23 protein-coding genes are annotated in these 25446 nt (G+C 55.9%); 22 read left to right on the top strand and 1 reads right to left on the bottom strand.

The genetic code is table 11. The annotated features are described in order from the left end of the window. Window positions 1–10: 10 nt before the first annotated feature. From atpA to murA, 6 genes are all read left to right on the top strand, one after another. A complete protein-coding gene (atpA, locus tag ACZF99_RS24190) occupies window positions 11–1525 on the top strand; it encodes a F0F1 ATP synthase subunit alpha (protein ID WP_483607435.1) in 1515 nt (504 codons plus the stop codon). Between the two features lie 121 nt (window positions 1526–1646). Next, on the top strand, window positions 1647–2507 hold the full coding sequence (atpG, locus tag ACZF99_RS24185; RefSeq protein WP_483607434.1) for an ATP synthase F1 subunit gamma: 861 nt from the start codon (window positions 1647–1649) through the stop codon (window positions 2505–2507). A 35-nt stretch (window positions 2508–2542) separates the two neighbouring features. Then, complete coding sequence (atpD, locus tag ACZF99_RS24180) at window positions 2543–3934, top strand: F0F1 ATP synthase subunit beta (RefSeq protein ID WP_483607433.1); 1392 nt, start codon at window positions 2543–2545, stop codon at window positions 3932–3934. A 59-nt stretch (window positions 3935–3993) separates the two neighbouring features. Then, window positions 3994–4413, top strand: coding sequence for a F0F1 ATP synthase subunit epsilon (locus ACZF99_RS24175; RefSeq protein ID WP_483607432.1), 420 nt, complete (start codon window positions 3994–3996; stop codon window positions 4411–4413). A 278-nt stretch (window positions 4414–4691) separates the two neighbouring features. Then, window positions 4692–4943, top strand: a complete 252-nt coding sequence (locus ACZF99_RS24170; RefSeq protein ID WP_483607431.1) for a DUF1146 family protein — start codon at window positions 4692–4694, stop codon at window positions 4941–4943. Window positions 4944–5188: 245 nt separating this feature from the next. Then, window positions 5189–6532 carry a UDP-N-acetylglucosamine 1-carboxyvinyltransferase gene (gene murA, locus ACZF99_RS24165; RefSeq protein ID WP_483607430.1) on the top strand — a complete coding sequence of 448 codons (1344 nt, stop codon included), beginning with the start codon at window positions 5189–5191 and terminating at the stop codon, window positions 6530–6532. Between the two features lie 183 nt (window positions 6533–6715). Here the strand turns inward: murA and ACZF99_RS24160 are convergent, their stop codons facing one another. Beyond that, the gene (locus tag ACZF99_RS24160; protein WP_483607429.1) at window positions 6716–7531 is read right to left on the bottom strand and encodes an undecaprenyl-diphosphate phosphatase; all 816 of its coding nucleotides are present in this window, start codon (window positions 7529–7531) and stop codon (window positions 6716–6718) included. A gap of 282 nt (window positions 7532–7813) precedes the next feature. Between ACZF99_RS24160 and ACZF99_RS24155 the strand changes: the two genes are divergently transcribed. The 16 genes from ACZF99_RS24155 (at window position 7814) to csaB (ending at window position 25442) form a co-directional block, all read left to right on the top strand. Beyond that, window positions 7814–8488, top strand: a complete 675-nt coding sequence (locus tag ACZF99_RS24155) for a response regulator transcription factor (RefSeq protein WP_483607428.1) — start codon at window positions 7814–7816, stop codon at window positions 8486–8488. Continuing rightward, window positions 8476–9690, top strand: coding sequence for a HAMP domain-containing sensor histidine kinase (locus ACZF99_RS24150; protein ID WP_483607427.1), 1215 nt, complete (start codon window positions 8476–8478; stop codon window positions 9688–9690). The genes ACZF99_RS24155 and ACZF99_RS24150 overlap by 13 nt, the downstream gene beginning before the upstream one ends. Window positions 9691–9752: 62 nt before the next feature. Beyond that, entirely contained in the window at window positions 9753–10688 is a 936-nt protein-coding gene (locus ACZF99_RS24145) for an ABC transporter ATP-binding protein (protein ID WP_483607426.1), read from the top strand. Next, complete coding sequence (locus tag ACZF99_RS24140) at window positions 10669–11817, top strand: ABC transporter permease (RefSeq protein WP_483607425.1); 1149 nt, start codon at window positions 10669–10671, stop codon at window positions 11815–11817. The genes ACZF99_RS24145 and ACZF99_RS24140 overlap by 20 nt, the downstream gene beginning before the upstream one ends. Beyond that, on the top strand, window positions 11756–12397 hold the full coding sequence (locus tag ACZF99_RS24135; RefSeq protein ID WP_483607424.1) for a hypothetical protein: 642 nt from the start codon (window positions 11756–11758) through the stop codon (window positions 12395–12397). The genes ACZF99_RS24140 and ACZF99_RS24135 overlap by 62 nt, the downstream gene beginning before the upstream one ends. A gap of 409 nt (window positions 12398–12806) precedes the next feature. Beyond that, a complete protein-coding gene (gene spoIID / locus ACZF99_RS24130; protein WP_483607423.1) occupies window positions 12807–14522 on the top strand; it encodes a stage II sporulation protein D in 1716 nt (571 codons plus the stop codon). A 100-nt stretch (window positions 14523–14622) separates the two neighbouring features. Continuing rightward, window positions 14623–15369: a peptidoglycan DD-metalloendopeptidase family protein gene (locus tag ACZF99_RS24125; RefSeq protein ID WP_483607422.1), complete on the top strand. Its 747-nt coding sequence runs from the start codon at window positions 14623–14625 to the stop codon at window positions 15367–15369. A gap of 815 nt (window positions 15370–16184) precedes the next feature. Beyond that, window positions 16185–16469 (top strand): sporulation transcriptional regulator SpoIIID, encoded by a 285-nt coding sequence (spoIIID, locus tag ACZF99_RS24120; RefSeq protein ID WP_009223751.1) that lies wholly within the window; start codon window positions 16185–16187, stop codon window positions 16467–16469. A gap of 241 nt (window positions 16470–16710) precedes the next feature. Next, window positions 16711–17709, top strand: a complete 999-nt coding sequence (gene mreB / locus ACZF99_RS24115) for a rod shape-determining protein MreB (protein ID WP_483607421.1) — start codon at window positions 16711–16713, stop codon at window positions 17707–17709. 77 nt (window positions 17710–17786) lie between these two features. Then, window positions 17787–18686: a flagellar hook-basal body protein gene (locus ACZF99_RS24110; RefSeq protein ID WP_483607420.1), complete on the top strand. Its 900-nt coding sequence runs from the start codon at window positions 17787–17789 to the stop codon at window positions 18684–18686. A 32-nt stretch (window positions 18687–18718) separates the two neighbouring features. After that, the gene (locus ACZF99_RS24105; protein WP_483607419.1) at window positions 18719–19540 is read left to right on the top strand and encodes a flagellar hook-basal body protein; all 822 of its coding nucleotides are present in this window, start codon (window positions 18719–18721) and stop codon (window positions 19538–19540) included. A gap of 12 nt (window positions 19541–19552) precedes the next feature. Then, window positions 19553–19753, top strand: coding sequence for a DNA-directed RNA polymerase subunit beta (locus ACZF99_RS24100; protein WP_483607418.1), 201 nt, complete (start codon window positions 19553–19555; stop codon window positions 19751–19753). A 306-nt stretch (window positions 19754–20059) separates the two neighbouring features. Continuing rightward, entirely contained in the window at window positions 20060–20482 is a 423-nt protein-coding gene (gene fabZ, locus ACZF99_RS24095) for a 3-hydroxyacyl-ACP dehydratase FabZ (RefSeq protein WP_483607417.1), read from the top strand. A 35-nt stretch (window positions 20483–20517) separates the two neighbouring features. After that, entirely contained in the window at window positions 20518–22236 is a 1719-nt protein-coding gene (locus ACZF99_RS24090; RefSeq protein ID WP_483607416.1) for a phospho-sugar mutase, read from the top strand. Window positions 22237–22308: 72 nt separating this feature from the next. Then, window positions 22309–24327 (top strand): DUF5693 family protein, encoded by a 2019-nt coding sequence (locus ACZF99_RS24085; protein WP_483607415.1) that lies wholly within the window; start codon window positions 22309–22311, stop codon window positions 24325–24327. Next, on the top strand, window positions 24300–25442 hold the full coding sequence (gene csaB / locus ACZF99_RS24080; protein ID WP_483607414.1) for a polysaccharide pyruvyl transferase CsaB: 1143 nt from the start codon (window positions 24300–24302) through the stop codon (window positions 25440–25442). The genes ACZF99_RS24085 and csaB overlap by 28 nt, the downstream gene beginning before the upstream one ends. The last annotated feature ends 4 nt before the right edge of the window (window positions 25443–25446 follow it).

Raw genomic sequence — 25446 nt, 5'->3', positions numbered from 1 at the left:
GGTGAAACACTTGAGTATCAGACCTGAAGAGATTAGTTCTCTGATCAAAAGTCAGATTGAACAATATAAATCCGAAATTGAAGTGGCCGAAGTCGGCACCGTTATTCAAGTTGGCGACGGTATCGCCCGCGTTCACGGTTTGGAAAACGCCATGGCAAACGAACTGCTGGAGTTCGAAAATGGCGTATTTGGTCTTGCCCTCAACTTGGAAGAAAGCAATGTCGGTGTCGTCATCCTTGGCCCTTACGGCGAAATTCGCGAAGGCGACCAAGTGAAACGGACCGGACAAATCATGCAGGTTCCGGTAGGCGATGCCATGCTGGGCCGCGTCGTGAATCCGCTGGGGCAACCGATCGACGGCAAAGGACCGATCGCCACGACGGAATTCCGTCCGGTAGAGAATAACGCACCGGGCGTTATCGACCGGAAGTCGGTTCATGAACCGATGCAAACCGGGATCAAAGCGATCGACTCGATGGTTCCGATCGGCCGCGGACAACGGGAGCTGATTATCGGCGACCGTCAAACCGGTAAAACGGCGATTGCCATCGACACGATCATCAACCAGAAAGGCAACGGCGTGAAATGTATTTACGTCGCGATCGGCCAGAAGCAATCCACCGTCGTTAACGTCGTGGAAACGCTGCGCCGTTATGGCGCGCTGGATTACACGATTGTGGTTTCGGCTGCCGCTTCGGAACCGTCGCCTCTCTTGTACATCGCTCCTTATGCAGGCGTTGCTATGGCCGAGTACTTCATGTACAAAGGCGAGCACGTGCTGATCATTTATGACGACTTGTCGAAGCAAGCGGCCGCTTATCGCGAATTGTCCTTGCTGCTTCGCCGTCCGCCGGGCCGCGAGGCGTTCCCTGGCGACGTCTTCTACTTGCACTCCCGTTTGCTGGAACGTGCGGCCAAACTGAGCGACGAGCTCGGCGGCGGATCGATCACGGCGCTTCCGTTCATCGAAACGCAAGCTTCCGACGTATCGGCTTACATTCCGACGAACGTGATCTCGATCACTGACGGCCAAATCTTCCTGGAGTCCGACTTGTTCCACTCCGGTCAACGTCCGGCGGTTAACGTAGGTATTTCCGTATCCCGGGTTGGCGGCTCCGCGCAAATCAAGGCGATGAAGAAGGTTGCCGGCACCCTGCGTCTGGACCTTGCCCAATACCGCGAGCTTCAAGCGTTCTCTCAGTTCGGTTCCGACCTGGATAAATCGACGCAAGCCCGGTTGACCCGCGGTTCGCGGATGATGGAAATCCTGAAGCAAGGCGTCAACCAGCCGCTGGCTGTTGAACTTCAGGTTATCAGCTTGTACACGGCAGTCAAAGGCTATTTGGACGATATTCCACTGGCCGATGTCCGTCGTTTCGAAGCCGAATTCCTGGCCTTTATTCAAAATAAGCACAACGACGTGCTGCAATCGATCCGCGATACCAAGGATTTGACGGCGGACAACGAAACGAAGCTGAAAGAAGCCATCGAGCAATTCAAGCGCGGTTTCGCGACTTCGGCATAAATGTTCTTGCGGCACAAACCGGCCTTGGCTAAGCGCAACGCCGGTTTACGCCTGTGTGTAATAGTTAAGCAAATGCTTACGAAGTAACTTTGGCAAAGCCAAAGTTTAAGGTGGTGAAATCATGGCAAAAGGGATGCGTGAAATCAAGCGTCAGATCAAAAGCGTTCAGAACACCCGGCAAATTACCAAGGCGATGGAAATGGTAGCTTCGGCGAAGCTGCGGAAAGCGCAGGAGAGAGCGCAATCCTCCCGGCCTTACGCGGAGAAGCTTAAAGAGGTCGTTTCCAGCATCGCGTCAGCCTCTCAAGATGTCAGCCATCCGATGCTCGTGACGCGTCCGGTGAAGCGGACCGCCTATATCGTGATTACGTCCGACGGGGGGTTGGTCGGCGGATATAACGCGAATATTTTGCGGAAAGTGACGGATACACTTCGTTCCCGCCACGCTTCCTCCTCGGAATACGAGCTGTTCGTGATCGGCCGCAAAGGCAGAGACTACTTGAAACGCCGCAACTATTCGGTGAGTCTCGATGTGACTGATCTTTCGGATACGCCAAGATTCGCGGACATCAAGTCTTTGACTTATGCTGCGGTGCAAGGCTTCGAAACCGAGCAATTCGACGAAGTTTATGTTTGCTATAATCGGTTCGTCAATGCGATTACCCAACTGCCAACCGTGGAGCGCCTGCTTCCGTTCGATTCTGTAGAGCATGAGGGTCCGACCAGCAGCTATGAGTATGAACCTTCGCCGGAGCGCGTGTTGGAAGTTCTGCTTCCGAAATATGCCGAAACGCTGATCTTTGGTGCGCTGCTTGACGGCAAGGCGAGTGAGCTTGGCGCGAAAATGACCGCGATGGGCAGCGCGACCAAAAACGCGTCGAAGATGATCAATGAACTGACCCTGACGTACAACCGCGCTCGCCAAGCGGCGATTACGCAAGAAATCACGGAGATCGTTGCCGGAGCAAACGCACAAGGCTGATCGTTCCGGGCAGCAATATTAGGAGGGAAACGAAGATGAACAAAGGACGCGTTGTCAGCGTAATGGGTCCGGTTGTTGACATCGAATTTCAGCGCGGTCAACTGCCGGAAATCTTCAACGCTATAAAAATTGAGAAGCAGGATGACCAGTCTGCGCTGGTTCTGGAAGCTTCCAATCATCTGGGCGACAACCTCGTTCGTTGTATCGCCATGGCCTCGACGGACGGCCTGGTGCGCGGTACGGAAGCGATCGATCTGGGAGCGCCGATTTCGGTTCCGGTCGGAGAAGCGACGCTTAGCCGCGTGTTTAACGTGTTGGGCGAACCGATCGACAAGAAAGGCGCAGCCGCTACGGAACTGAAATATCCGATCCACCGCGAACCGCCGAAGTTTGAAGACCTGTCGACGCAAGCGGAAATGCTGGAAACCGGGATCAAGGTCATCGACCTGCTCGCTCCTTACGCCAAAGGCGGTAAAATCGGCCTGTTCGGCGGCGCCGGGGTAGGCAAGACGGTGACGATTCAGGAATTGATCCGCAACATCGCGCACGAACACGGCGGGATTTCCGTATTTGCCGGCGTAGGGGAACGTACCCGTGAGGGGAACGACCTTTACATGGAAATGACGGAATCCGGCGTTATCGAGAAAACCGCGATGGTCTTCGGCCAAATGAACGAACCGCCGGGCGCACGCTTGCGTGTGGCCTTGACCGGTCTGACGATGGCCGAATATTTCCGCGACCAGGAAGGCCGCGACGTATTGCTCTTCATCGATAACATTTTCCGGTTTACGCAAGCGGGCTCCGAGGTTTCCGCCTTGCTCGGACGGATGCCTTCCGCGGTAGGTTACCAGCCGACGCTGGCCACCGAGATGGGTCAACTGCAAGAACGGATTACTTCGACCAAGAAGGGTTCCGTTACCTCGATCCAGGCCATTTACGTGCCAGCGGACGACTATACGGACCCGGCTCCGGCAACGACGTTTGCTCACCTTGACGCAACGACCAACCTGGAGCGGAAAATTTCCGAGAAGGGGATTTTCCCGGCCGTGGACCCGCTGGCTTCCAGCTCGCGGATTCTGACGCCGGAAATCGTGGGCGAAGAGCACTATGCCGTAGCCCAAGGCGTAAAACAAATCTTGGCTCGTTATAAAGAATTGCAGGATATCATCGCCATCCTTGGTATGGATGAATTGTCCGACGACGATAAAACACTGGTGGCCCGGGCTCGGAAAATCGAACGTTTCCTGTCCCAGCCGTTTAACGTGGCTGAGCAGTTTACGGGGATCCCGGGCAAATACGTGCCGATTGCCGAAACGGTCCGCAGCTTCAAGGAAATTCTGGACGGTAAGCACGATGACCTTCCGGAAGCCGCGTTCCTGTTCGTAGGAACGATCGAGGAAGCCGTCGAAAAGGCAAAATCGCTGTAGATCCAAGCCGAATCCGGATGCTTCAGAAATGAACTGTCCCACGAACAGGAGGGATAAACTTGAGCAGCTTTTTATTGGAAATCGTTACGCCGGAGCATGTGGTCTTCTCGAAAGAAGTGGACAGCTTAACGGCCCGCGGCATTGAAGGAGAGTTCGGCGTATTGCGGGGGCATATCCCGTTCGTCACTCCGCTGCAGGTTGCTCCGGTGGTTGCCAGAAACGGCAAGGAGACGACGACGATCGCGGTTCACGGCGGTTTTATCGAAGTGCAGGGCGATAAAGTGATCGTACTTGCCGAGAGCGCAGAGCTGCCGGAGGAGATCGACGTGGAGCGGGCTATCGCGGCCCGTGAGCGTGCGGAACGCCGATTGGCGGCTCGCAGCAACCAGGACCGTATCGATCATCGCCGTGCGGAGCTTGCGCTGCAACGGGCGGTTACGCGGATCAACGTATCCAGCGACAATCGCAATAGGCACTAGACCTGCGCGATAACGGGCACCTTTTCGGGTGCCTGTTTTTTCTTTCAGAATGACGTTAGACTGATATTTGGGTAATAGTTGAATATGGAAGCCTTTGCAACGCAAAGAAAAGCTGGATTATTGCTGCGATGGCAAGTATGATATATAAGGTCTATATTTTTACAAGTTTATAACCGATATATATTACGTGTTGTGACGCTTGGTTCAAAGCGTTTAGGGCAAAGATTAACCGTTTAGGTACTTGCAGCATAAATATAAACGTGATGGGGGATTTAGCCATGAATCCGATCGACCAGGCGGCGGCTTCGGTCGGGGTGGGCGGCTTGACGGCCATCCTCGTCTCCTTGGCATGCGTTGCGCTGTCATGGTGGGCGCTGCAAAACTTGAAGCTGGATCTGTTCATCCGCCACCCCAAGGGACCGCAGGGCAAGCTGCTGCAGCTGTTGTTGGCGGTGGTGCTGGGCCGTTTCGTAGCCGCTTTTGTAATGGAATATTGGGGATATACCCAAATGTTGAAGTACATGTTTTGATCCATGTAAATTGTCGAATAACATCATTTCATTGTGTCAACAATGGTGAGTAAGGGCTACGACTCGAAAGCATGTCCATAGACGAGGCAAAAGGCAATTTCTGTGCCAAAAACACGCTTTTTCGACAGGATTAGAGCCTTGTGCGCCTTAAATGACCGGTGATATGATGAAATTTAGGGAATGAACAGGTTAATCTTTTTCCATATCGGGAAAAAAGTGAAAATGAACGCGCGGAGGGAACCATGATGAGCAAATTTATCGTCCGCGGTGGCAATGTTTTGGCCGGGAACGTAAAAGTCAGCGGTGCTAAAAATTCAGTGCTACCGATCATTGCAGCGTCTTTATTGGGGGAGGAAGGGGTTAGCGTGATTCGCGATGCGCCGCTTCTTGACGATGTGATGACCATTAATAAAGTGTTGGAATCGCTGGGAGCAGCCGTTACATATGACCGGGAAGTCATTACGGTCGATGCGCGGCGAATCGCTTCATGCGAAGCGCCTTATGAATGGGTGCGCAAGATGCGGGCGTCTTTTCTTGTCATGGGTCCGTTGTTGACACGGATGGGTTTCACCCGGATTTCCCTGCCGGGAGGCTGCGCGATCGGGACCAGACCGATTGACCAGCATTTGAAGGGCTTCGAAGCGATGGGGGCGGAAATCACCCTCGGCCACGGATTTATCGAAGCCAGAGCGAACGGCCGCCTCCGCGGCGCGAAAATTTATTTGGACGTTGCCAGCGTAGGGGCGACGGAGAATATCATGATGGCGGCGACCTTGGCGGAAGGCACCACCATTATTGAAAATGCGGCCAAGGAGCCGGAAATCGTCGATTTGGCCAACTATCTGAACAGCATGGGCGCCGTCGTCCGCGGGGCGGGCACCGGCTTGATCCGGATCGAAGGCGTCGAACAATTGCGCGGATGCGAGCATACCGTAATCCCGGACCGGATCGAGGCCGGTACGTTTATGGTCGCAGCGGCGATCACCGGCGGGAACGTATTTATCGAAGGCGCCATTGCCGATCATCTGGGTCCGGTGATTTCCAAGCTCGAGGAAATGGGCGTGACCGTGGAGGCGCAAGAAAGCGGCGTACGCGTGATCGCGGACAAACCGCTGAAAGCCGTAGACGTGAAAACCCTGCCGTATCCCGGCTTCCCGACCGATATGCAGTCGCAAATGATGGCTTTGCTGCTGGTATCCGAAGGTACGAGCGTAATTACCGAGACGGTCTTCGAGAACCGTTTCATGCACGTCGATCAGTTCCGTTTGATGAATGCCGACATTAAGGTGGAGGGGCGCAGCGCGATTGTCACCGGGGGGACGAAGCTCGGCGGGGCAAAGGTATGCGCCACCGACCTTCGTGCCGGAGCGGCACTGATTCTGGCCGGCTTGGCGGCGGAAGGCACGACGGAAGTCACCGGGACCCATCATATCGACCGGGGATACGTAGATTTGGCCGAGAAATTGTCCGGTTTGGGCGCCGACATCTGGCGCATCTCGGCGGAAGAAGCCGCCCCGGAAACCGAGAAGGTCTCGGCCAGCTTGAAAGAAGAAGTCCCATTATTGAAAATCCAGCCTTCCTGGGCATAAGTACTGAATGAAATAGAGTACGGAAGAAAACCATGCCGGTGGCGTGGTTTTTTCTTTATGGTACGCCCAGCATGGCATGCCCGGATAACAAGGGAGATCCTCGCGTAACGAGTTGCGACAAAACAAAAACACACTCCCCGTCGGGAAAAGTGTGTTTGAGGTGAATAACGATAACAGCAACAACTAAAGCCGAAAAATAAGCAGCAGGATGCCGGCGATAAAACAGTAGTAGGCAAAATATTTTAAATTGCCTTTTGCCATGATATTCATGAGCCATTTCATCGAGAAATAGGTCACGATCAGCGTGGTCAAAAACGCGATCAAATATGGTATAAACAAGGCCGTCCGGTCCGGATCGCCGGCGATGTCGGATACGCCAAGCACGAGGCCGCCCAAACTGACGGGGATGTACAGCATAAACGAAAAGCGCAGGGCGGTATCCTGTTTCATCCCGACCGCGATCGAAGAGATGATCGTCGCGCCGGACCGGCTGATGCCCGGGATCAACGCAACCGATTGCCCCAAACCGACAAGCAGCGCGTCTTTGGCCGACAAATCGCCATCGCGTTTCCTCCCCCGCAGATTGCGGATCAGCCAGAGCGCCACCCCGGTAACCAACAAGGCGATGGCCACGGTATGGACGGAAGAGAACACTTCCTCGATCCAATCTTTGAACAACAGGCCGATCACCATTGCGGGAACGGTACCGATAATTATATAAACGATAAACCTGAAATCCGCTTTATACTCGGCTCTACGTGTTCTGATATAAGCGAGGCCGTTGACGATCAGCCGCAGGATGTCTTTCCGGTAAATAAACGCAATGGCCATAAGTGACGCCGCATTCGTCAAAATCTCGAAAGACAGCCCTTCCTGGGCGACGCCCAACAATTTTTTGGCGATGATGACATGGCCGCTCGACGATACGGGAATCGGTTCGGTCGCCCCTTGAACGAATCCCAGAATCAAGTACTTCAACCACAAAATCAAGTCTTCCACGTTTCCCCAACTCTCTATTCTAATTTGTCTCCCTAATTAGATTATAACGAAGAAAGCGAAGATGCAAAAAAAAGTCTCTCTTCGGATCCATTAGGCGAGCCGCTCATCCGGGAATAAGAAAGGAGAACAAAATGGTTTAACCGTTGATGAAAGAAAAGAAGAACGCTTCCGCGAATGGATAAAAAGTTGATGAATTAATGATATGCTTAAGTGTGAGTTCAAAAAAAGACGGGTTTACAGAACCGAGTTTGAACAATCTCGAAAAGACGCAAGGTGGTTAAGATGGGGCAGACCTTGTTAATCGTTGACGATGAAACCGATATCGTGGGGCTCTTGAAGGATTATTTTGAAATGAATGGGTATTTCGTGCTGACCGCGGGCAACGGGAACGAAGCCCTGAAGCAAATGGAGAAGTCCCCCGATCTGGTGCTGCTGGACATTAATATGCCGGAGATGGACGGGCTTGCGGTATGCGCCAAAATTCGCCGGTTTACCGCATGTCCGATCCTGTTTTTGACCGCAAAGGCAGAGGACACCGATAAAATTACCGGGTTTCGCACGGGTGCGGACGACTATATCGTCAAGCCTTTCTCCATCGAGGAGCTTGGCGCCAGAGTCGCCGCGCATTTGCGGCGGGAGCAGCGGAGCCATTCCCGTACAAAGGCGAAATTCGCCGGCGATCTTGTGATCGACTATAGCGAACGGGCCGTTTTTTACCGCCAAGAACCGATTCCGCTGGCCAAGAAAGAGTTTGAAATCGTCGCTTTTCTATCCCAACATGCCGGTCAGGTATTCGATAAGGAGCGGATCTACGAGCGCCTGTGGGGCTTCGACAGCGAGGGGAACAGCGCCGTGATCGCCGAGCATATCCGCAAGATTCGCGCCAAGCTGTCGGCAGCCGGTTGTCCAAGCTGCATTGAGACGGTATGGGGAGTTGGGTACAAATGGGCAGAGTAAAACGCTTCTGGAACAACCTCTCGATCCGGACCACACTGGTGATCTATACGATTTTTTTTATGTTGCTGGCGACGCTCTTGACCTTTGTATCGTTGGAGCTTCTGTCTAGAACGGACGGGGCGATTATCAGCCGTTACGATAAAACCGAGTACACCATGTTCAGAGACGATGCCGGAAGAGAATTGCCGATGGCCGTCGGCGTCCCCGATCCGGTCGAAGAGTATACCCCGCAGGATCGGGTCAAATTGGTGGTCATTCACATTGCCCAGCTCGCAGTCATCCCCGTTTTTTACGGGGGTTGCGTTCTTTTGGCAGCGTTTCTGTTTTACCGCTTCAAGCTGAAGAAGCCGATCGAGCTGATCAACCGGTCCGCCCGCAAAATCGCCGAATCCGATCTGGATTTTTCCCTGCGCTACGACTCCAAAGACGAAATGGGCAAACTGTGCGCTTCGCTGGAAACGATGCGGGAAGCGCTGGAGCAGAACCATCGCAGCATGTGGCGGATGATGGAGGAGCGCAAGCGCCTGAACGCCGCCTTCGCGCACGATTTGCGGACGCCCATGACCGTGCTGCGAGGCTATGCGGATTTTCTCTCCCGATACGTTCCCGAGGGGAAAATCGGGCAGGAAAAGCTGCTGACCACGTTGTCCTCCATTTCAAGGCATACGCAGCGGCTGGAAAGTTATGTTCAAACGATGAGCGAAACGAATAAATTGGAAGATGTGGCGATCGATTCCGAGAAGCTGCGTGCCTCCGAATTGTCCGGGCAGATCGCCTCCATCGCCGAAGCGCTGAAGACCCGGTCCGCCGTCGACATCCGCGTCGTTAACCGGACCGGCGCGAAGTTTGTGTGCGCGGACGCCAAGATCGTTCTCCGGGTCGTGGAAAATCTGCTGGCCAACGCGCTCCGTTACGCCCAGCAACAGATTGAAATCGAGCTGCGTCGCGAGGGGACGTCCAGTCTCGTCGTTGAGGTGGCCGACGACGGGCACGGTTTTTCGCCGGAGGCGCTACGGGAGGCGGCCAAGCCGTATTACAGGGAAGAGACGGGAACAGGCGAGTCCGATTCCGTCCATTTCGGCCTTGGCCTCTATATTTGCCGGACGCTGTGCGAAAGACATGGCGGACGGTTGGTGTTGTCCAACGGGGAAAGAGGGGGCGCCCGCGTGATAGCCAGTTTTTCGGCAGTCCGTGAAAGTTGAAAAAAAATTGAAGCGTGGATTGTATACTCTCCTTGAACGCGATGAAAGGAGAGTTATTTTTTGTGGAAAAAACGTCGATCGAAGTTCGCAATCTGAGCAAATATTACGGCAAAAAGCAAGCGCTGGAGAAGATCAGCCTGACGATCGAACAGGGCATGTTCGGCCTCCTCGGCCGCAACGGCGCGGGCAAAACGACGTTGATGAAGACGTTGGCCACGCTTTTGAACATTAAAAGCGGAGAGGCTGCCGTATGCGGCATCCCGCTCGAAAATGCTAAAGAAGTCCGCCGCATCATCGGCTATTTGCCGCAGGATTTTTCCATGTACGGCAATATGGGCGTGTACGAGGCCATGGACTACCTCGGCGTATTATCGGGGCTGAGCCGCGAAACCCGCCGCGCGAGAATCCCGCTGCTGCTGGAACGGGTGAATTTGGGCAACGCCCGGCATAAGAAGGTACGAGCGCTGTCCGGCGGCATGAAAAGGCGGCTTGGCATCGCCCAGGCCATCTTACACGAGCCGCGGGTGCTGATCGTCGACGAGCCGACGGCAGGGCTCGATCCGGAGGAGCGCATCCGCTTCCGCAATCTGCTGAGCGAACTGGCCGGAGAGCGGATCGTTCTGCTGTCGACGCATATCATCGGCGACATCGAGGCGACCTGCGAGAAACTCGCCGTCCTGGAAGCGGGCAAGCTGCTGTATCAAGGCACGGTGAAGGCGCTGACCGACAGCGCGGCGGGCAAAGTGTACCATGCGGAAGTGGCGAGACCGGAACTCGAGCGGCTAAGGGAAACGTTCGTGATCACGGGCATGACGACACTCGGCGAACGGATCGGCGTCCGGCTGCTGGCCGACCGGGAGCCGGCTGCGAACGCGGTGCCGTGCGAGCCGAACCTGGAAGACGGCTACATGCTGCTCATGCGCGATCATGGAGCGCAGACGGCTCAAGGGGCTCAAGGAGCTCAAGGAGGGACCACTTATGTTCCGGATGGAATGTAAAAAAACGCTGCTGAGCTGGACGTTCTGGATCTATGTTGTGGTATTGCTCTTGGACGGATATACGCAGCTTGGCACGGGCTTCCAAAAAATCGAAGCGCCGCAGCCGGGGCTGGAAAGGTACGGCATTAAGTACGTCGACGACCCGGAGTTGATCATGAAGGAAGCAACCGCTTCCCTGATCGTAGAATTCGAGGCAAACGCGTATATTACCTATCCCCCTCCACTACTTATTTACAAGAACGTAAAGCTCAGTGAGGCCAAGCAAGCCGAAATCCAAGCGATTGTGGCGCAGTTGGCGGACGGCCAGCCTAACTATGAGCGGTTTAAAGAGCTGATGAAGCGGGCGGACAAGCTGATCGGCGGCGGCTCGAAATACGCCGTTTCGAACTTGACCGATTTCGGCGAGACGGACATGACGTATGAAGATGCGCTGGCCGAGTTCAACGCTATCGTGGATAAAGACCGGATTACCGGCGCGCTCGCGCGCTATTTTTGCGATTATTTCGGCTTCGTACTGGCGGTGTTTCCCGTCTTCGTTGCGGTCGCAATAGGTCTCAAGGACCGCCGGGCCCGCATGCGGGAACTCGTTTACTCAAGACGAGTCTCCTCCCTGACGGTCGTGTTCGTCCGCTATGCGGCATTGGTGGCGATGATGTTCTTGCCCGTCCTGTTGGTCGCCGGGTATTTCACGGTGCAAACGGCCGGCGATTATACGGGAGAATCTATCGACCGGTTCGCCTTTTTCAAATACAGTCTGGGTTGGCTGCTGCCGACCTTGATGGGTTCAACCGCCGTCGGCGTTTTTTTGACAGTTCTGACGGAGACGCCCATCGCTGTTGCGGTTCAGGGATTGTGGTGGTTCATCGACATCAATAGAGGGGTAAAACACATCTATGGCGGATATGGCGGTGATCTGGCGGTTCGGCACAATACGATCGGCAATACGGAAGTTTTCTTGCAGCACCTGGATACCTTGATGATCAATCGGATCGGTTATACGATGTTGTCGTTTGTGTTGGTTGGGGCCGCAGCCGGCGTTTATGAGCTCAAAAGAAGGGGGAAGCTCCATGGACCCAATTTCCGTTTGGCAAAAATATTCGTACATCGCCAAATCCAATCTGAAGCGTAACGTGCTTCCCCACCTGCTGCTTGCCTTGCTTTTTGCGGTGCTCGCGCCCGTCCTGTTTGGAATATCGTATTTGGACGCGACAGCCGCCGCCATCCGGTTGGAGAGATTTATCGCGCTGCTCGGCATCGTGCTGCTCGTTCCGGTTTTTGCGGCGGAGCAGGATAAGAACATTCGGGACCTGATCGCGACCAAGCCCGTCTCGCAAACCGGCATTTTACTGGTGCGGGTGGTTACCTCCGCACTGCTGATGCTGGGGATCATCGCCGGCTTCGCTTGGACCATGGCTTTGAACGGCAGTATGTTTCCTTTTGCCCGCTATGTGTTCGGCACGTTTTGCGGTGCTCTGTTTCTCGGGGCGCTGGGTCTCTTTGCCTCTGGAATCAGTTCTGTTTCTGTGATCGGCTACATGATTCCGCTGTTTTATTATGTTTTGAATATGGGGGGCGGCAAATACGTCGGGAAGTTGTACCTGTTCTCCATGTCCAGAGGGAGTTTTGACGAAAAATACGCGCTCTGCGGAGCGGCCGTCATCCTTATTGCCGCGACTTGTAGGATCAGGAAGGCTATTGGGAGAAAGTAGCGAGACTCGGGGAACCGGGTCTTTTTTTTTCGGGAACCACGCCAGGCGAACTCGAGGAAATACGTTGTGGCCGGGCGCTTTGCACGATTATCCCTTTTGATCAGATCGCCGAGAACGGGAGAAGAACTCACCTTACTCCGGGCCTCTGTCCCGGATTCCCCCTCTGAATAAAAGGGATAATCATCGTGCAAAGCCTGAAGGAGGGCCGCCCTGGCACGAATGTATAGTTATTCCGTCCAGATAGTTCTAGCATTTCGCCAAAACTCATATCTATAAGTATAGCGGGCAAACGATATAAGGAGAGAAAAGCTAGGTTGCTAGCCCGTTAACGTGATAAGCGTACGGCAGCACGATAGAGGCGGAGGTAAACGAGTCGATGCAGGAACGATCCCAAGTAGTAAAAATAAATGTGGGGCCTCGCCGAGAGGCGGAGCGCGGGAAGGAAGAAACCGGCAACCGCCGGACAAGCGAACGGGTGGCGCTCCGGCCGGTAAGGCCGAATGAGGACAAGGCCCCCGCGGTGCCGGCTTCCGCAAACGTGATGGAGGTTGGTCGGAGACCGGAACAAGCGGCGGAGGGAAGTGGAGAACGGAGGAAGGCGGAAGACGGAAGACCCGTAAGCGCAGGAGTTGGGAGAAGGGCAGCGGAGCAAATTGAGCGGACCGTAAATGTGAATACGCAAGCAAGTACGCGAGTCGGAAGAAGTGCAAGGGAGGGAGAGAGCCGAATCGGACTGGCGACCTGTGGCGATGGCGGCAGCCCGGTCGGCGGTACGGCCGCGACGGTGCCTGCCGTAGTCGTGCCCGCTGCGCTCGCCCCTGCTGCAGGGGCAGCGGGAAGCGCGGGCGCGACCAAGGCCCGAGCGGCAACGCCGGGCCCGGCGCCTCCGGCGGCACCCGTCGCGGCGCCGCCGGAGACCCGCGTGCGCGTACGCGTCCGCACGCGGTCGGGCCGAGCCACCTCCCGCAAGCGTGGCGGGAGGTGGCTCGGCGGCACTGGCGCCGCCCCCGTGGCGGCGGCGCTGATCGCGCTGGCGCTGCTGCTGCCAGCGCTCATCGCGTGGCGCGCGGCGCAGGCGCCCGCCGCGCGCCACGACCCGGCGGCGACGGCGCAGACGCAGGCGCCTGCCGCCGTGCCGCCGCCGGCGGAGCCGCGCCCGCAGGACGCGGCTCGCGCCGAGGCGCCGTCCGCGGTGGCGGAGGCCGCGGGCGGGACGCCGGTGCGCGTCTATCTTACGCGCACCGGCGCGGTCGAGACCGTGCCGCTCGAGCAGTATGTCACCGGCGTCCTCGCCGCCGAGATGCCGGCCGACTTCGAGCTCGCGGCACTGAAGGCGCAGGCCATCGCGGCGCGGACCTTCATCGTCCGGCGGCTGGCGGCCGGAGATACCGGAGGCACCGCGGGCGGCAAAGCCGACGTGAACGACACCGTGGAGCATCAAGTCTATCTCTCCCGTGCGGAATTGGAAGAGTGGCCAAACCGGGGCAAAGCAACGCAGCTCGAGAAGCTGCGCCAAGCCGTGAAACAGACGGAAGGGATCGTGATGACGTACCGCGGGCAGCCGATCACCGCATCATTTTTCTCTTCCAGCGGCGGCTATACCGAAAACTCCGAGGAATATTGGTCGCTGAAAGTCCCTTACTTGCGCAGCGTGCCCAGTCCGTGGGATGCCGCGATCAACCCCAAAAACCGCGAGACGATCGAAATGCCGCTCTCCCAACTGTACGGCAAGCTGGGACAGAAGGTGCCGGAACCTGTACAGACGGCTTTGGCTGCCCTGAATCAAGGGGATAATCGTGCAAAGGCAGCGGCGAAGCTGAGCGCCGTCAACCTGTTCAAGACGCTTTCCTGGACTTCCGGACGTAGAGTGAAGGAGATTCGCATCGGAGATCAGGTCTACACCGGCCGCGAAGTCCGGGAGAAGCTGGACCTCCGCTCCAGCCAATTTACGCTCTCGGTCACCGGCGATACCGTCAAGGTTACCACCTATGGCTACGGCCACGGGGTCGGGATGAGTCAGTGGGGAGCGAACGGTATGGCGAAGGAAGGGTATACGACGACGCAAATCCTTAAACACTATTACACGGGAATCTCGTTTCAGCAGGCCTCTCATTTTCTCAAGTAGCTTTATGGAAACGAACCTTCTCTTTTTCAGAAAAAAAAGTAGAAAGCCGAAGTATAAAAGAGTTCGCCCCGGTAACACTGGTTACTGAGGTGATGAGCAAATGAATGAAAACCAGAAAAAAACAGGACACGAGGAATCTCCTAAAATTGGATTGGGAGAACCGGTTAAACCGGTATCCGCGTGGAAAAGATTATTGTCGAAGAGATGGGTTTACCCGGCAGCGTATGTGGCGGCAGCGGCAATTATACTAACCTTAGTGTGGGTCTACCAGGATGCGAGCAACAAGCCATTGGACTCGACCCCCGCCAGCGTGACCGACACCGTAAACCTGTCCGGCGAAGAAGACGCCGCAACGGGAGAGGGAACGAAAGAGGAAGCTGCAACCGAAGTCATCGCCTCCTCCGAGGATCTCGCTTGGCCGGTTGCGAACGTTGCCGAAGTCGCCGTCGTAAAGCCGTTCTACGAGAAGGAAGGCACGGCCGAGGAACATCAGGCGGCCCTGGTACAGTACAACGATACGTTTACGCCGAACACCGGGATTGACCTGGCCCGCGAAGACCGCAAGCCTTTCGAGGTAACGGCCGCCATGAGCGGGAAAGTAACGCGGGTTGAAGAAGTGCCGCTGCTCGGGTATGTCGTGGAAATTACCCACGCCAACAACCTGAAGACCGTGTACGAAAGCTTGGGCGAAGTCAAGGTGAAGAAGGATGCCGAAGTGAAGCAAGGCGAAACCATCGGCAGCGCCGGCCGCAACGAAATCGAGAAGGATCTCGACAACCACGTCCATTTCGCGATTTACGAAAACGGCGAGCTGGTTAATCCGGAATCGGTGCTTCCGAAAAATTAATGTGAACCCATCCATCTCATTGAAGGCATTGCATGCCGATCCGAATGATCCGGACCGATGCGGCTGGCCTGGCGGGGAGCGAAGAGCTCTCCGCTTTTTTCTGCTCAGGCGAAGGAAATAGCGTTAAGAAATCATCTTATTTCACGAAAACTCGGGATTAACAAGAGAATAGGAATGTTTTTTAACGCTATTTCTTCAAAATTAAGCCCATATCTGCTCATGTGAGCGAAATAAGGTGATTTGATAACGCTATTTCAAGAAAATTACTCCTATACGCCGCAATAAGGTGAAAATTTAACGCTATTCCTCCAGTTTGCGAACTCGTCCATCCACAACCCACTGCCCGTCCCCGCCTCGTCCGAATTTGCACCGAACCTGCACTGAACCTCGTCCGAATTTGCACCGAACCTGCACTGAACCTCGCCCGAACTTTCGCCTAACCTCATCCTAACCTCGTCCGTACCTCCATCAAACCTCCACCTAACCTCATCCGAATCTCACCGACTTTTACCCGGACCTTCACCCGGACCTTCACCTAACCTCACCCGAACTTCGTCCTAACCTCCGTCGCCCCTCCACCAACCCTCCTCCGAACCGCCCCCGAACCGCCCCTCTCCTTCCCCGAATCTCCGCGCCAACTCCAACGTTTCCTGCGCCGGACTCGGGCTTGTCCCGCCTCGCCGCTCCTTCCCTTGAGGTGGCCGCAGGTAAAATAAATGGCCTCGCCCGGGCTTGTCAGGCTTGGAAACAAAGAATATCTAGGCCCGCCCCTCATATAATGTACCAAACTATCTCGAGTTGAGGGAGGCGGGAGCGTGCACGATTACATCAAGGAACGGACGATAAAGATTGGACGGTGCATCGTGGAGACGCGGCACACGGTTCGAACGATCGCCAAGGAATTCGGCGTTTCCAAAAGCACGGTGCACAAGGATTTAACGGAACGTCTGCCGGAGATCAATCCGGATTTGGCGGATCAGGTGAAGCACATTCTCGAATATCACAAATCGATCAGACACCTGCGCGGCGGGGAAGCGACGAAGATCAAGTATAAGAAAAAAGGTCAATCCAAACGAGAGGTGATTAGCTCCGTCAATTAATGGGTAATTATTTAGTTCACCCATCGAACGATTATCATTGAATCATTCCCCTAAAGTATGGTATTTTTAAATATGGTATAAGATGATGTGGAATTTCATCCATTTATCCCGAAATTTTACGATATTCATCGACTTTTGTCGATTAACTACATCTTGGTTAGCGGGACACTTTTGCCATATTGCATGGGTAAGGCTGCTGCGTCCTTTCCGTGATTTACAAAAATACGCTTTGGGGGATCGAATGATGGGCAAGGATATTGGGATCGATTTGGGCACGGCCAATGTGCTGATTCATGTCAAAGGAAAGGGAGTCGTTCTTGACGAACCTTCCGTTGTCGCGATTGACAGCGACGGAAGACGGGTACTGGCCGTCGGTGAAGAAGCAAGGCGGATGGTGGGCCGTACCCCCGGAAATATCACTGCGATTCGTCCCTTGAGGGACGGAGTCATTGCCGATTTTGAAATTACGGAAACGATGTTGAAATACTTTATCGACCGGGTGGGCGGCAGAAGCTGGTACAGCCACCCGAGAATTCTGATCTGCGCGCCGACGAACATTACCTCGGTGGAGCAGAAAGCGATTCGCGAAGCCGCCGAACGCAGCGGCGCCAAAGAAGTGTATATGGAAGAAGAACCGAAAGCGGCCGCGATCGGGGCCGGCATGGATATTTTCGAACCGAGCGGCAACATGGTTGTCGACATCGGCGGCGGGACGACGGATGTGGCGGTGCTCTCCATGGGGGACATCGTCACCGCCTCCTCGCTGAAAGTCGCCGGGGACAAGTTTGACGCCGCTATCATTAAATATATTAAAACGAAGTACAAGCTGTTGATTGGCGAACGGACGGCGGAAGATATCAAAATCGGCATCGGAACGGTGTACCCGAACGGACGGGTGGCCGAGATGGATATTCGCGGACGCGACATGGTGTCCGGCCTGCCGCTGACCGTAACGATTACGGCGAACGAGATTCAGGAGGCGCTTGCCGATCCGGTATCCTCCATCGTCGCCACCGCCAAATCGGTGCTGGAGCGCACTCCGCCGGAATTGTCCGCCGACATTATCGACCGCGGTGTGATTTTGACCGGGGGAGGCGCTCTGCTGAACGGACTGGACGAGCTTCTCGCCGAAGAGCTTCGCGTACCGGTGCTGATCGCCGAGGATCCGATGCACTGCGTGGTGAAGGGAACGGGCATCATGCTCGATAATTTGGACAAGATGCTAAGAAGTAGGCTCTAATCGTCCGATATAAATAAGTAGGAATGTATTGCCCACGGAATTAGGGCATTAAATATATAGCGTTTGGAGGGAAGGCCATGCTAAGAGGCCTCTATACCGCGGCGTCCGGCATGATCGCCGAGCAGCGGCGGCATGATACGGTCACGCAGAATATCGCCAATCTGAATACGCCGGGCTACAAATCGGTGAATACGGTGGCGCACTCTTTTCCCGAAATGTTGATTTCCTTGATGGGGGACAAGCAATCGGGACAGGGCTCACGCATCGGGAAACTTATGACCGGGGTATTTGCGGAGGAGAGCTTGCCGGCGTTTACGCAAGGGGATCTGAAAGAGACCGGGAACGATACCGATTTTGCTTTGATCTCGCAGCTTAGCCTTAACGATCCGGCGACGGGCCAGCCTTATGCTTTTGACGCGTCGGGCAAATTCGTCACGGAAGACGGCGAAGTCATTTATCAGCCGCAGGCTTTCTTCGCCGTGCAAGATAACGCGGGGAATGTGCGATATACCCGGGACGGCAGCTTCAACGTCAATACGGCGGGAGAGCTGAGAACATCCACCGGTTATCGAGTACTGGACGTGACCGGCAATCCGATCGTGCTGAATCCGGGCTTGTCCGTAAGTACGCTGACCAGCGATGAATCCGGTAACTTGATGGCGTTGGACAATACCGGCATCCCGGTTAATCTGGGCACTCTGGGGGTTACGATTATCGAACGTCCTTACCAGCTGGTCCGGGAAGGCAACGGTGCCTTCCGCGTTGCGGATGAAGAGGCGGCGGGAGTGCGCGATTTGGTGCCGGGTACGGATGGGGCCGTGGTGCGCCAAGGTTATCTGGAGGTATCCAATGTCGATGCCGCCCAAGCGATGGTTGATGTGATGGCGGCCCAGCGGGCTTATGAGTCGAACCAAAAAGTCATTCAATATTACGATCGCAGTTTGGATAAAGCGGTGAACGAGATCGGCCGCGTGTAACGTAAGCGAATGGCTATAATAGGAGGTGCGGCATGAATAATAGCATCATCAGCGCGATGGTTTCGATGAGCGGGATTCAACAACGTCTGGACCTGATTGCCGATAACGTCGCGAATGTGGATACGGTAGGGTATAAACAAAAGCAAGCCAATTTTGAAGATACGTTGACCCGGGTGCAAGAGCAAACTTCCGATTTGAACCTGCCCGGCCGCAAGACGCCGTCCGGCTTCACGCTCGGTTTCGGCTCGCGAATGACGCCGGTGACGGTGAATTTTTCCCAAGGCTCGATTAAAGAAACCGGCAATCCGACGGATTTGGCGATTGAAGGCAACGCATTGTTCAGCGTGTTGACGCCGGAAGGCGTTGTCGCCTATACCCGGGGCGGGGATTTTCACGTTCAACCGGATCCGGTTGATCCCGATGTCGCCTTCTTGGTGAATAAGCAAGGTTATGTCGTCCTGAACGCCGACGGCGAAGCGATCACGTTCCCTTCCGATGCCGAGGTTAGCATCGATCCCGAAGGCAATCTTCTTGCCACGAACGGGGAAGGAACGACGGAGGTGGGGCGAATCGCTTTGCTGACGCCGGAACGGCCGGATGCGCTGGTTCAGAAGGACGGCAGTCTGTTTGTTCTGGCTGCGGGCGTTGATCCTGCCGAAGTCATGGTCGATGCTATGAGCCTGCCGCAAGAGCAGCGGGCCAGTCTTCGTCAAGGGGCGCTGGAAGCCTCCAACGTGAATTTGACCGAGTTAATGGCCGAAGTGCTCCAAGTGCAGCGCGCCTATCAGTTGACGGCTCGCGCGCTTACGTCCGGCGAAACGATGATGGGCCTGGCGAATAACTTGCGCGGATAGGTGGGAAGCTTCATGAGTGAAGACAATCAAGCGGTTGCCAAACGGCCCGCCTGGATCATCATCTTGCGAATCGTGCTCATCCTGCTGGTCCTTGTTACTGCCTTGGCGGCAGGTACGGTCGTTGGTTATGTCGTGTTCGGCAAACAGGATGCGTCGGATATTTGGAACTTGTCGACGTGGAAGCATGTTTTCGACTTGGTATTCGCTTCGTAAATACGCGTATATAATAGAAGAAACAGAATGAAATTAACATAAATGTCCACAAACTCCCGGCTGACGGGAGTTTTCTTTTTGCAGGCGAAAAATGTATAATGATGGGGGACTCTACGGCAAAAAGCAAGTCAAAAGGGCTGTATCCGTAACCGACCGAAGGGTCGCTTGCGGATAAGCCCCTTATCTTAACCTTCGCTTCTGCAGAGGCGAAGGATAACTACAGTGTGGCCGGATGCCTGCGCTTTTATTCAATAATGGACAGTGCAGGTCCGAAATTCATGCGGCAAACCGAAAGGAGACTTACATATGTTGAATACCAACCAAATCCAGGAAATTATTCCGCACCGTCCTCCGTTTCTACTGGTGGATCGCATCATCGAGTTCGAGGAAGGCAAACGCGCCGTCGGCATCAAGAACGTCACAATCAATGAGCCTTTCTTTGCCGGGCATTTTCCCGGGTACCCCGTAATGCCTGGCGTACTGATTACGGAGGCGTTGGCGCAGGTGGGAGCAGCAGCCATTTTGAACGTGGAGGCCAATCGCGGTAAAATCGGCTTTTTGGCCGGGCTGGACGAATTCCGTTTCCGCGGGCAAGTGGTTCCGGGAGATACGCTGCGCCTGGAGGTCGAAATTACCCGGATGAAGGGTTCGATCGGCAAAGGCCACGCCGTCGCCAAGGTCGACGACAAGATCGTAGCCGAGGGAGACATCATGTTCGCCTTGTCCTAAGGGCTGGAAGAGATCACTAAGGAGGAGAAACAACCATGACTGAAATCAGCAAGGCCGTAAAAGAGAAGCTGGAGGGTTGGCTGCAAGACCCCACGGTTGACGAGGACACGAAGCAGGAACTGCGTAATTTGGAAAATAACCCGGCCGAACTGGAGGACCGGTTCTACCGGGATCTGGAGTTCGGTACGGGCGGTTTGCGCGGCGTGATCGGCGCGGGGAGCAATCGCATGAACCGCTATACGGTTGCCCGCGCTTCGCAGGGGTTTGCCGAATATATTCTGGAAGCGCATGCGGGGCAAGCGGGTGCGCCTTCGGTGGTGATCGCGCATGACTGCCGTCACTTCTCGCCGGAGTTTGCGCTTGAAGCCGCTTTGGTACTGGCCGGCAACGGCATCGTCGCCAAGCTGTTTCCGTCGCTTCGTCCTACGCCGCAGTTGTCTTTTTCCGTGCGTGCATTGAAAGCGACCGGGGGCATCGTCATTACGGCGAGTCATAATCCGCCGGAATACAATGGATACAAAGTATATAACTCGACGGGCGGTCAGCTTGTGCCGCATGAAGCGGAACAGGTCATTGCCCGGATTCAAAATATCGCTTCCTTCGCCCAGGTCAAGCGGTTAAGCCGCGAGGAAGCGGAAGCGAAGGGGCTGCTCGTTTGGCTTGGTGCCGCCGAGGATGAGGCGTTTGCGGAGACGGTGGCGAATACCAGCGTTAACCGCGAGCTCATGGCTTCCGGTGCGGCCAAGGATTTGGTGGTCGTCTTTACCCCGCTGCACGGTACGGGGTACCTTCCCGTTCGCAGCGCTCTGGAGAAAATCGGGTTTACGCAAGTACATATCGTGAAGGAGCAGGAATTGCCGGACGGCGATTTCCCGACGGTCAAATCGCCGAACCCGGAAGAACGCGAAGCGTTCACGATGGCGATCGAACTGGGCAAGCAAGTCGGCGCCGATCTGCTGATCGGCACGGATCCCGACGCGGACCGGATGGGGGCGGTCGTGCGGACCCGGGACGGCGAGTATGAAATTCTCACCGGTAACCAATCGGGCTCCTTACTCGTTCATTATGTATTAAGCCAATTAAAGGAGAGAGGAGCGCTTCCGAACAACGGCGCGGTCGTCAAGACGATTGTGACCAGCGAATTCGGCGCGGCCATCGCCCGCCACTACGGGGCCACGGTGTTTAACACGCTGACCGGCTTCAAATACATCGGCGAGAAGATGAACGAGTTCGAGGCTTCCGGCGAATATACTTATTTGTTCGGTTATGAGGAAAGCTATGGTTACTTGGCGGGCAACTATGCTCGTGACAAGGATGCCGTCGTGGCCTCGACGCTGATCTGCGAAGCGGCGGCGTATTATAAACGCCAAGGCAAGACGTTGATCGACGTGCTCGAGGAACTGTACGGACAATTCGGCTACTACCGCGAAGCGCTGGCTTCCCGGACGCTGAAAGGGAAAGACGGACTGGCCCAAATCGGCGCGCTGATGGAAGCGTTCCGCAGCGAGCCTCCGCAAGCGGTCGGCGGCGTGCGCGTATCCGAGGTGCTCGATTACTCGCTGGGCCTTGACGGATTGCCGAAGGAGAATGTGCTGAAATTTTTGCTGGAGGACGGTTCATGGTTCTGCCTGCGTCCGTCGGGAACGGAACCGAAGATCAAATTCTATTTCGGCGTGTGCGGCACTTCCGCGGAAGACGCCAAATCGCGCTTGAGCCGGATTCAGGACGACGTGCTTGCCCGCGTCGATAAGTAGTAGTAGTAACGGTAAGTCGGTTTGGGAAACAAATAACAGATGTGGATTGATGCATTTTGAGGAGGTACCTTAGTGATTCGAAGTTGGCAGCGGTGGAATAACGCTTCCCGCAAATGGTTGTGGGTTTTGGTGATTGTCGGAATTCTGGCATCCGTGCCGGTGATCGCGCAGCGGGTTCAAACGGAATCTTCCGCGAACAAGGTGGAGTTCGTCTTTAATTACCGGGGTTTGCTGGATATCGCTTCATATAAGGCGGATCCGCAGGCGTACCTGGACGAACAGCTCGGCCAGTTGAAGGAAGCCGGCGTAGGCACGATGGCAATGTTCGAAAGTACGCTGGACGAATTGTCGAAAGCGCGTAGGGTTATGGTGTTTAGCTCGGTGGAGGCTGCGAAGCTGAATGGTGCCGTCATCACGGAGAACGGCAATTATACGTACCTGGCGTTTACGAATGCGGAGAACGAAGCGCAGTTGAAGCCGATGATCGAAGCGGCCTTCCGCAAGCTGGACGTACCGGTCGCGAACTGGCAGTATCAGGACCGGGGCGGTCTGGTGATCGGCATGGGGATGGAGGAAGCGGTGATGAAGCCGCTGCCGCCGGATCCGATGGCGTTTGCGATGCTGCGGGAGAAGGGCTTTACGATTTTGCCGCGGCTTTCGGACAATATCCCTTATGATCAGGATGAGCTGGATCGGCAGTTGGCCTTTTTTGCCGAAAACGGCGTAACCCGCATTTTGTTCGACGGCGAGGCGGTCAAGGGATACAACGAGAATGAGGAGAAGAACAGCCTGCAAGGCTTTGCGGAATTGCTGAAGAAGCACGGCATCGGCATCGCGGCCATCGAGAACCTGAAGGCTCCGCAAAAAGGCTTTAACAAGCTGGCTTATCTGATCGACTATAACGTGGTGCGCCTGCATTCGTTGGCCGATACGGAAGCTTCCCAGGATAAGGCGACGCTGGCCGATCGGTTCGTGTTGGCCACCAAAGACCGGAACATCCGGATGGTGTACCTCAACGCTTCGGCTTCCAAGGATGCGATGAAGGCGGCGATCACGAATCCGATCGACAATCTGATCGATTCGCTGCAGGCTCCGGGGAACGCGATCGAGCGCATCGAAAATAACGGGTTTGAGCTGGGACAAGCGGAGGCCTTCAAGGTTTACGACGCGGGTTGGCAGAAATCCCTCAAGGCGCTGGTCGTACTCGGCGGCGTGGCGCTCGTAGCGCTGCTGATTTCCTGCTTCCTGCCGTCGCTCACGCTGGCGGCTTGTATCCTAGGTTGGGTCGGTTCGGCCGGATTGTATGTCCTGAACCCGGTGCTGCTTGAACAGGCGCTGGCTCTGTTCGTGGCCATCAGCGCGCCGACGATCGCCATGGTGCTGGCGATCCGCAAGGTGCAGGAGCTTCAGGAGAAGCATCCGAACCTGACGGGCGGACGGCGGTTGACGCATACGATTGTGCTGTTCATCAAAACGTCGCTGCTGTCCTTGACCGCCGTGCCGTTTGTTATCTCGCTGCTGAACAACATTACGTACAGCTTGGTGCTCAATCAGTTTCGCGGCGTAAGCCTGCTGCATCTGGCGCCGATCTTGCTGATCGCGATCTATGTCTTCTTGTATCGGGGCAACTCGGTCTGGGAAGAGCTGCGGAAATGGCTGAGCATGCCGATTACGGTGTTATGGGTGGTCGTTGCCGCGGTGCTGGGCGTTGCGGCTTTGTATTACTTGTCCCGGACCGGCAATGCGGGAACGCTGCTGCCGGGCGAAGCGGCCTTCCGCTCCTTCCTGGAGAACACGTTTGGCGTGCGGCCGCGCAACAAGGAATTTTTGCTGGCGCATCCGCTGTTTATCGTCGGCTTGTTCGCCGCTTTCCGGTACCGTTGGGCGATGTTCGCGATGATTATCGCGGTGATGGGTCAGTTGTCGATGGTCGATACGTTTGCGCATATTCACACCCCGGCCGCACTTTCGCTGATTCGCGGCGTTCTGGGGATGGGATTGGGTCTCGTGGTTGGTTTGATTGCCGTTCTGGTTTGGCAAATCATTGAAAGGTGCTGGGATAAATGGTCGCCACGACTGCTAAAACTTTAGTTTTGTCGGGGTATTACGGATTCCGCAACAGCGGGGACGAAGCGGTGCTGCAGTCCATCCTGCTGGCGCTCGAAGAAGAGGGGCTGACCACGGGCGTGGATATCAAGCCCATCGTGCTGTCGATCGATCCGGAATGGACGAGCCGGACGTACGGCGTGGAGTCCGTGCACCGGATGAAACTCGGCGAGGTAAGGAAGGCTATAAAGAGCAGCGACGGACTGATCAGCGGAGGCGGCAGCCTGCTGCAGGACGCCACGGGGATCAAGTCGATCCCGTATTATCTGGGCGTGATCAAGCTGGCGCAATGGCTCGGCAAGCCGACCTTCGTCTACGCCCAGGGCATCGGACCGGTGAACCGCAAGCTGTTCCGGCCGCTGATCGCTTCGGTGTTCCGGCGCTGCGATTATATTTCCGTGCGCGATACGGAATCGGCCAACCTGCTGCGGGAGATGGGACTCCGCGGCAAGGACGCCATTCAAGTCGTGCCCGACCCCGTCATGGGGCTGACGCTGCGGGAGAGCGCCGCGGGGCCGGAAGGAAACGGCGATGCAGGCGAGGCCGCTGCGGAATTGCCGGTAGTTGGCGTCTCGGTTCGCTTCTGGAACGAAGCGCGAACCGAATTGACGCAGCTGGCCGAGGGGCTCTCGCAGCTCTGCCGCCGCAGGTCGGTGCATATCCGCTTCCTGCCTTTTCATCTCCCCGGCGACGTCGAAGCTTCGCGCTTCGTGATGGAACGGCTGGGAAATGTGGCGGACCACGGCTGCACCGTGAGCATTGCGCCAGAGACGGAGCACCCGCAGGATATGCTGCGGGAGGTGAGCCGGTGCAGCCTGCTGGTCGGCATGCGGCTGCACAGCTTGATCTACGCCGCCTCGCAGAACGTCCCGCTGCTCGGCGTCTCGTACGACCCGAAGATCGACCATTTTCTCGGTCGCATCGGCAGCGTCCCGGTCGGGACGGCGGAGGAGCTGGATCCGCGGATATTGGCCGCGGAAGGGGAGCGCCTCCTGCAGGAAGCCGGGACGTGGCGCAAGAGCCACGCCGCGCAAATCGCCGAACTGAAGCGGGAGGCACGGGTGCCCGCGCGGCGGATCGTTGAATTTTTACGAAAGTGATGGG

It is taken from the genome of Paenibacillus sp. JL3B1040, assembly GCF_057063165.1.
The sequence above is the reverse complement of the archived record's forward strand: the minus strand, read 5'-3'. Positions and strand labels throughout refer to the sequence as shown.

Bases quoted from the DNA above. Each gene is read 5' to 3' on its own strand.
- fabZ (WP_483607417.1), top strand. From the start codon at position 20,060: ATGTTGAATACCAACCAAATCCAGGAAATTATTCCGCACCGTCCTCCG.
- murA (WP_483607430.1), top strand. From the start codon at position 5,189: ATGAGCAAATTTATCGTCCGCGGTGGCAATGTTTTGGCCGGGAACGTA.
- mreB (WP_483607421.1), top strand. From the start codon at position 16,711: ATGATGGGCAAGGATATTGGGATCGATTTGGGCACGGCCAATGTGCTG.
- ACZF99_RS24105 (WP_483607419.1), top strand. From the start codon at position 18,719: ATGAATAATAGCATCATCAGCGCGATGGTTTCGATGAGCGGGATTCAA.
- ACZF99_RS24125 (WP_483607422.1), top strand. From the start codon at position 14,623: ATGAATGAAAACCAGAAAAAAACAGGACACGAGGAATCTCCTAAAATT.
- ACZF99_RS24170 (WP_483607431.1), top strand. From the start codon at position 4,692: ATGAATCCGATCGACCAGGCGGCGGCTTCGGTCGGGGTGGGCGGCTTG.
- atpG (WP_483607434.1), top strand. From the start codon at position 1,647: ATGGCAAAAGGGATGCGTGAAATCAAGCGTCAGATCAAAAGCGTTCAG.
- ACZF99_RS24140 (WP_483607425.1), top strand. From the start codon at position 10,669: ATGTTCCGGATGGAATGTAAAAAAACGCTGCTGAGCTGGACGTTCTGG.
- ACZF99_RS24110 (WP_483607420.1), top strand. From the start codon at position 17,787: ATGCTAAGAGGCCTCTATACCGCGGCGTCCGGCATGATCGCCGAGCAG.
- ACZF99_RS24135 (WP_483607424.1), top strand. From the start codon at position 11,756: ATGGACCCAATTTCCGTTTGGCAAAAATATTCGTACATCGCCAAATCC.
- csaB (WP_483607414.1), top strand. From the start codon at position 24,300: ATGGTCGCCACGACTGCTAAAACTTTAGTTTTGTCGGGGTATTACGGA.
- ACZF99_RS24100 (WP_483607418.1), top strand. From the start codon at position 19,553: ATGAGTGAAGACAATCAAGCGGTTGCCAAACGGCCCGCCTGGATCATC.
- ACZF99_RS24155 (WP_483607428.1), top strand. From the start codon at position 7,814: ATGGGGCAGACCTTGTTAATCGTTGACGATGAAACCGATATCGTGGGG.
- ACZF99_RS24090 (WP_483607416.1), top strand. From the start codon at position 20,518: ATGACTGAAATCAGCAAGGCCGTAAAAGAGAAGCTGGAGGGTTGGCTG.
- ACZF99_RS24150 (WP_483607427.1), top strand. From the start codon at position 8,476: ATGGGCAGAGTAAAACGCTTCTGGAACAACCTCTCGATCCGGACCACA.
- atpD (WP_483607433.1), top strand. From the start codon at position 2,543: ATGAACAAAGGACGCGTTGTCAGCGTAATGGGTCCGGTTGTTGACATC.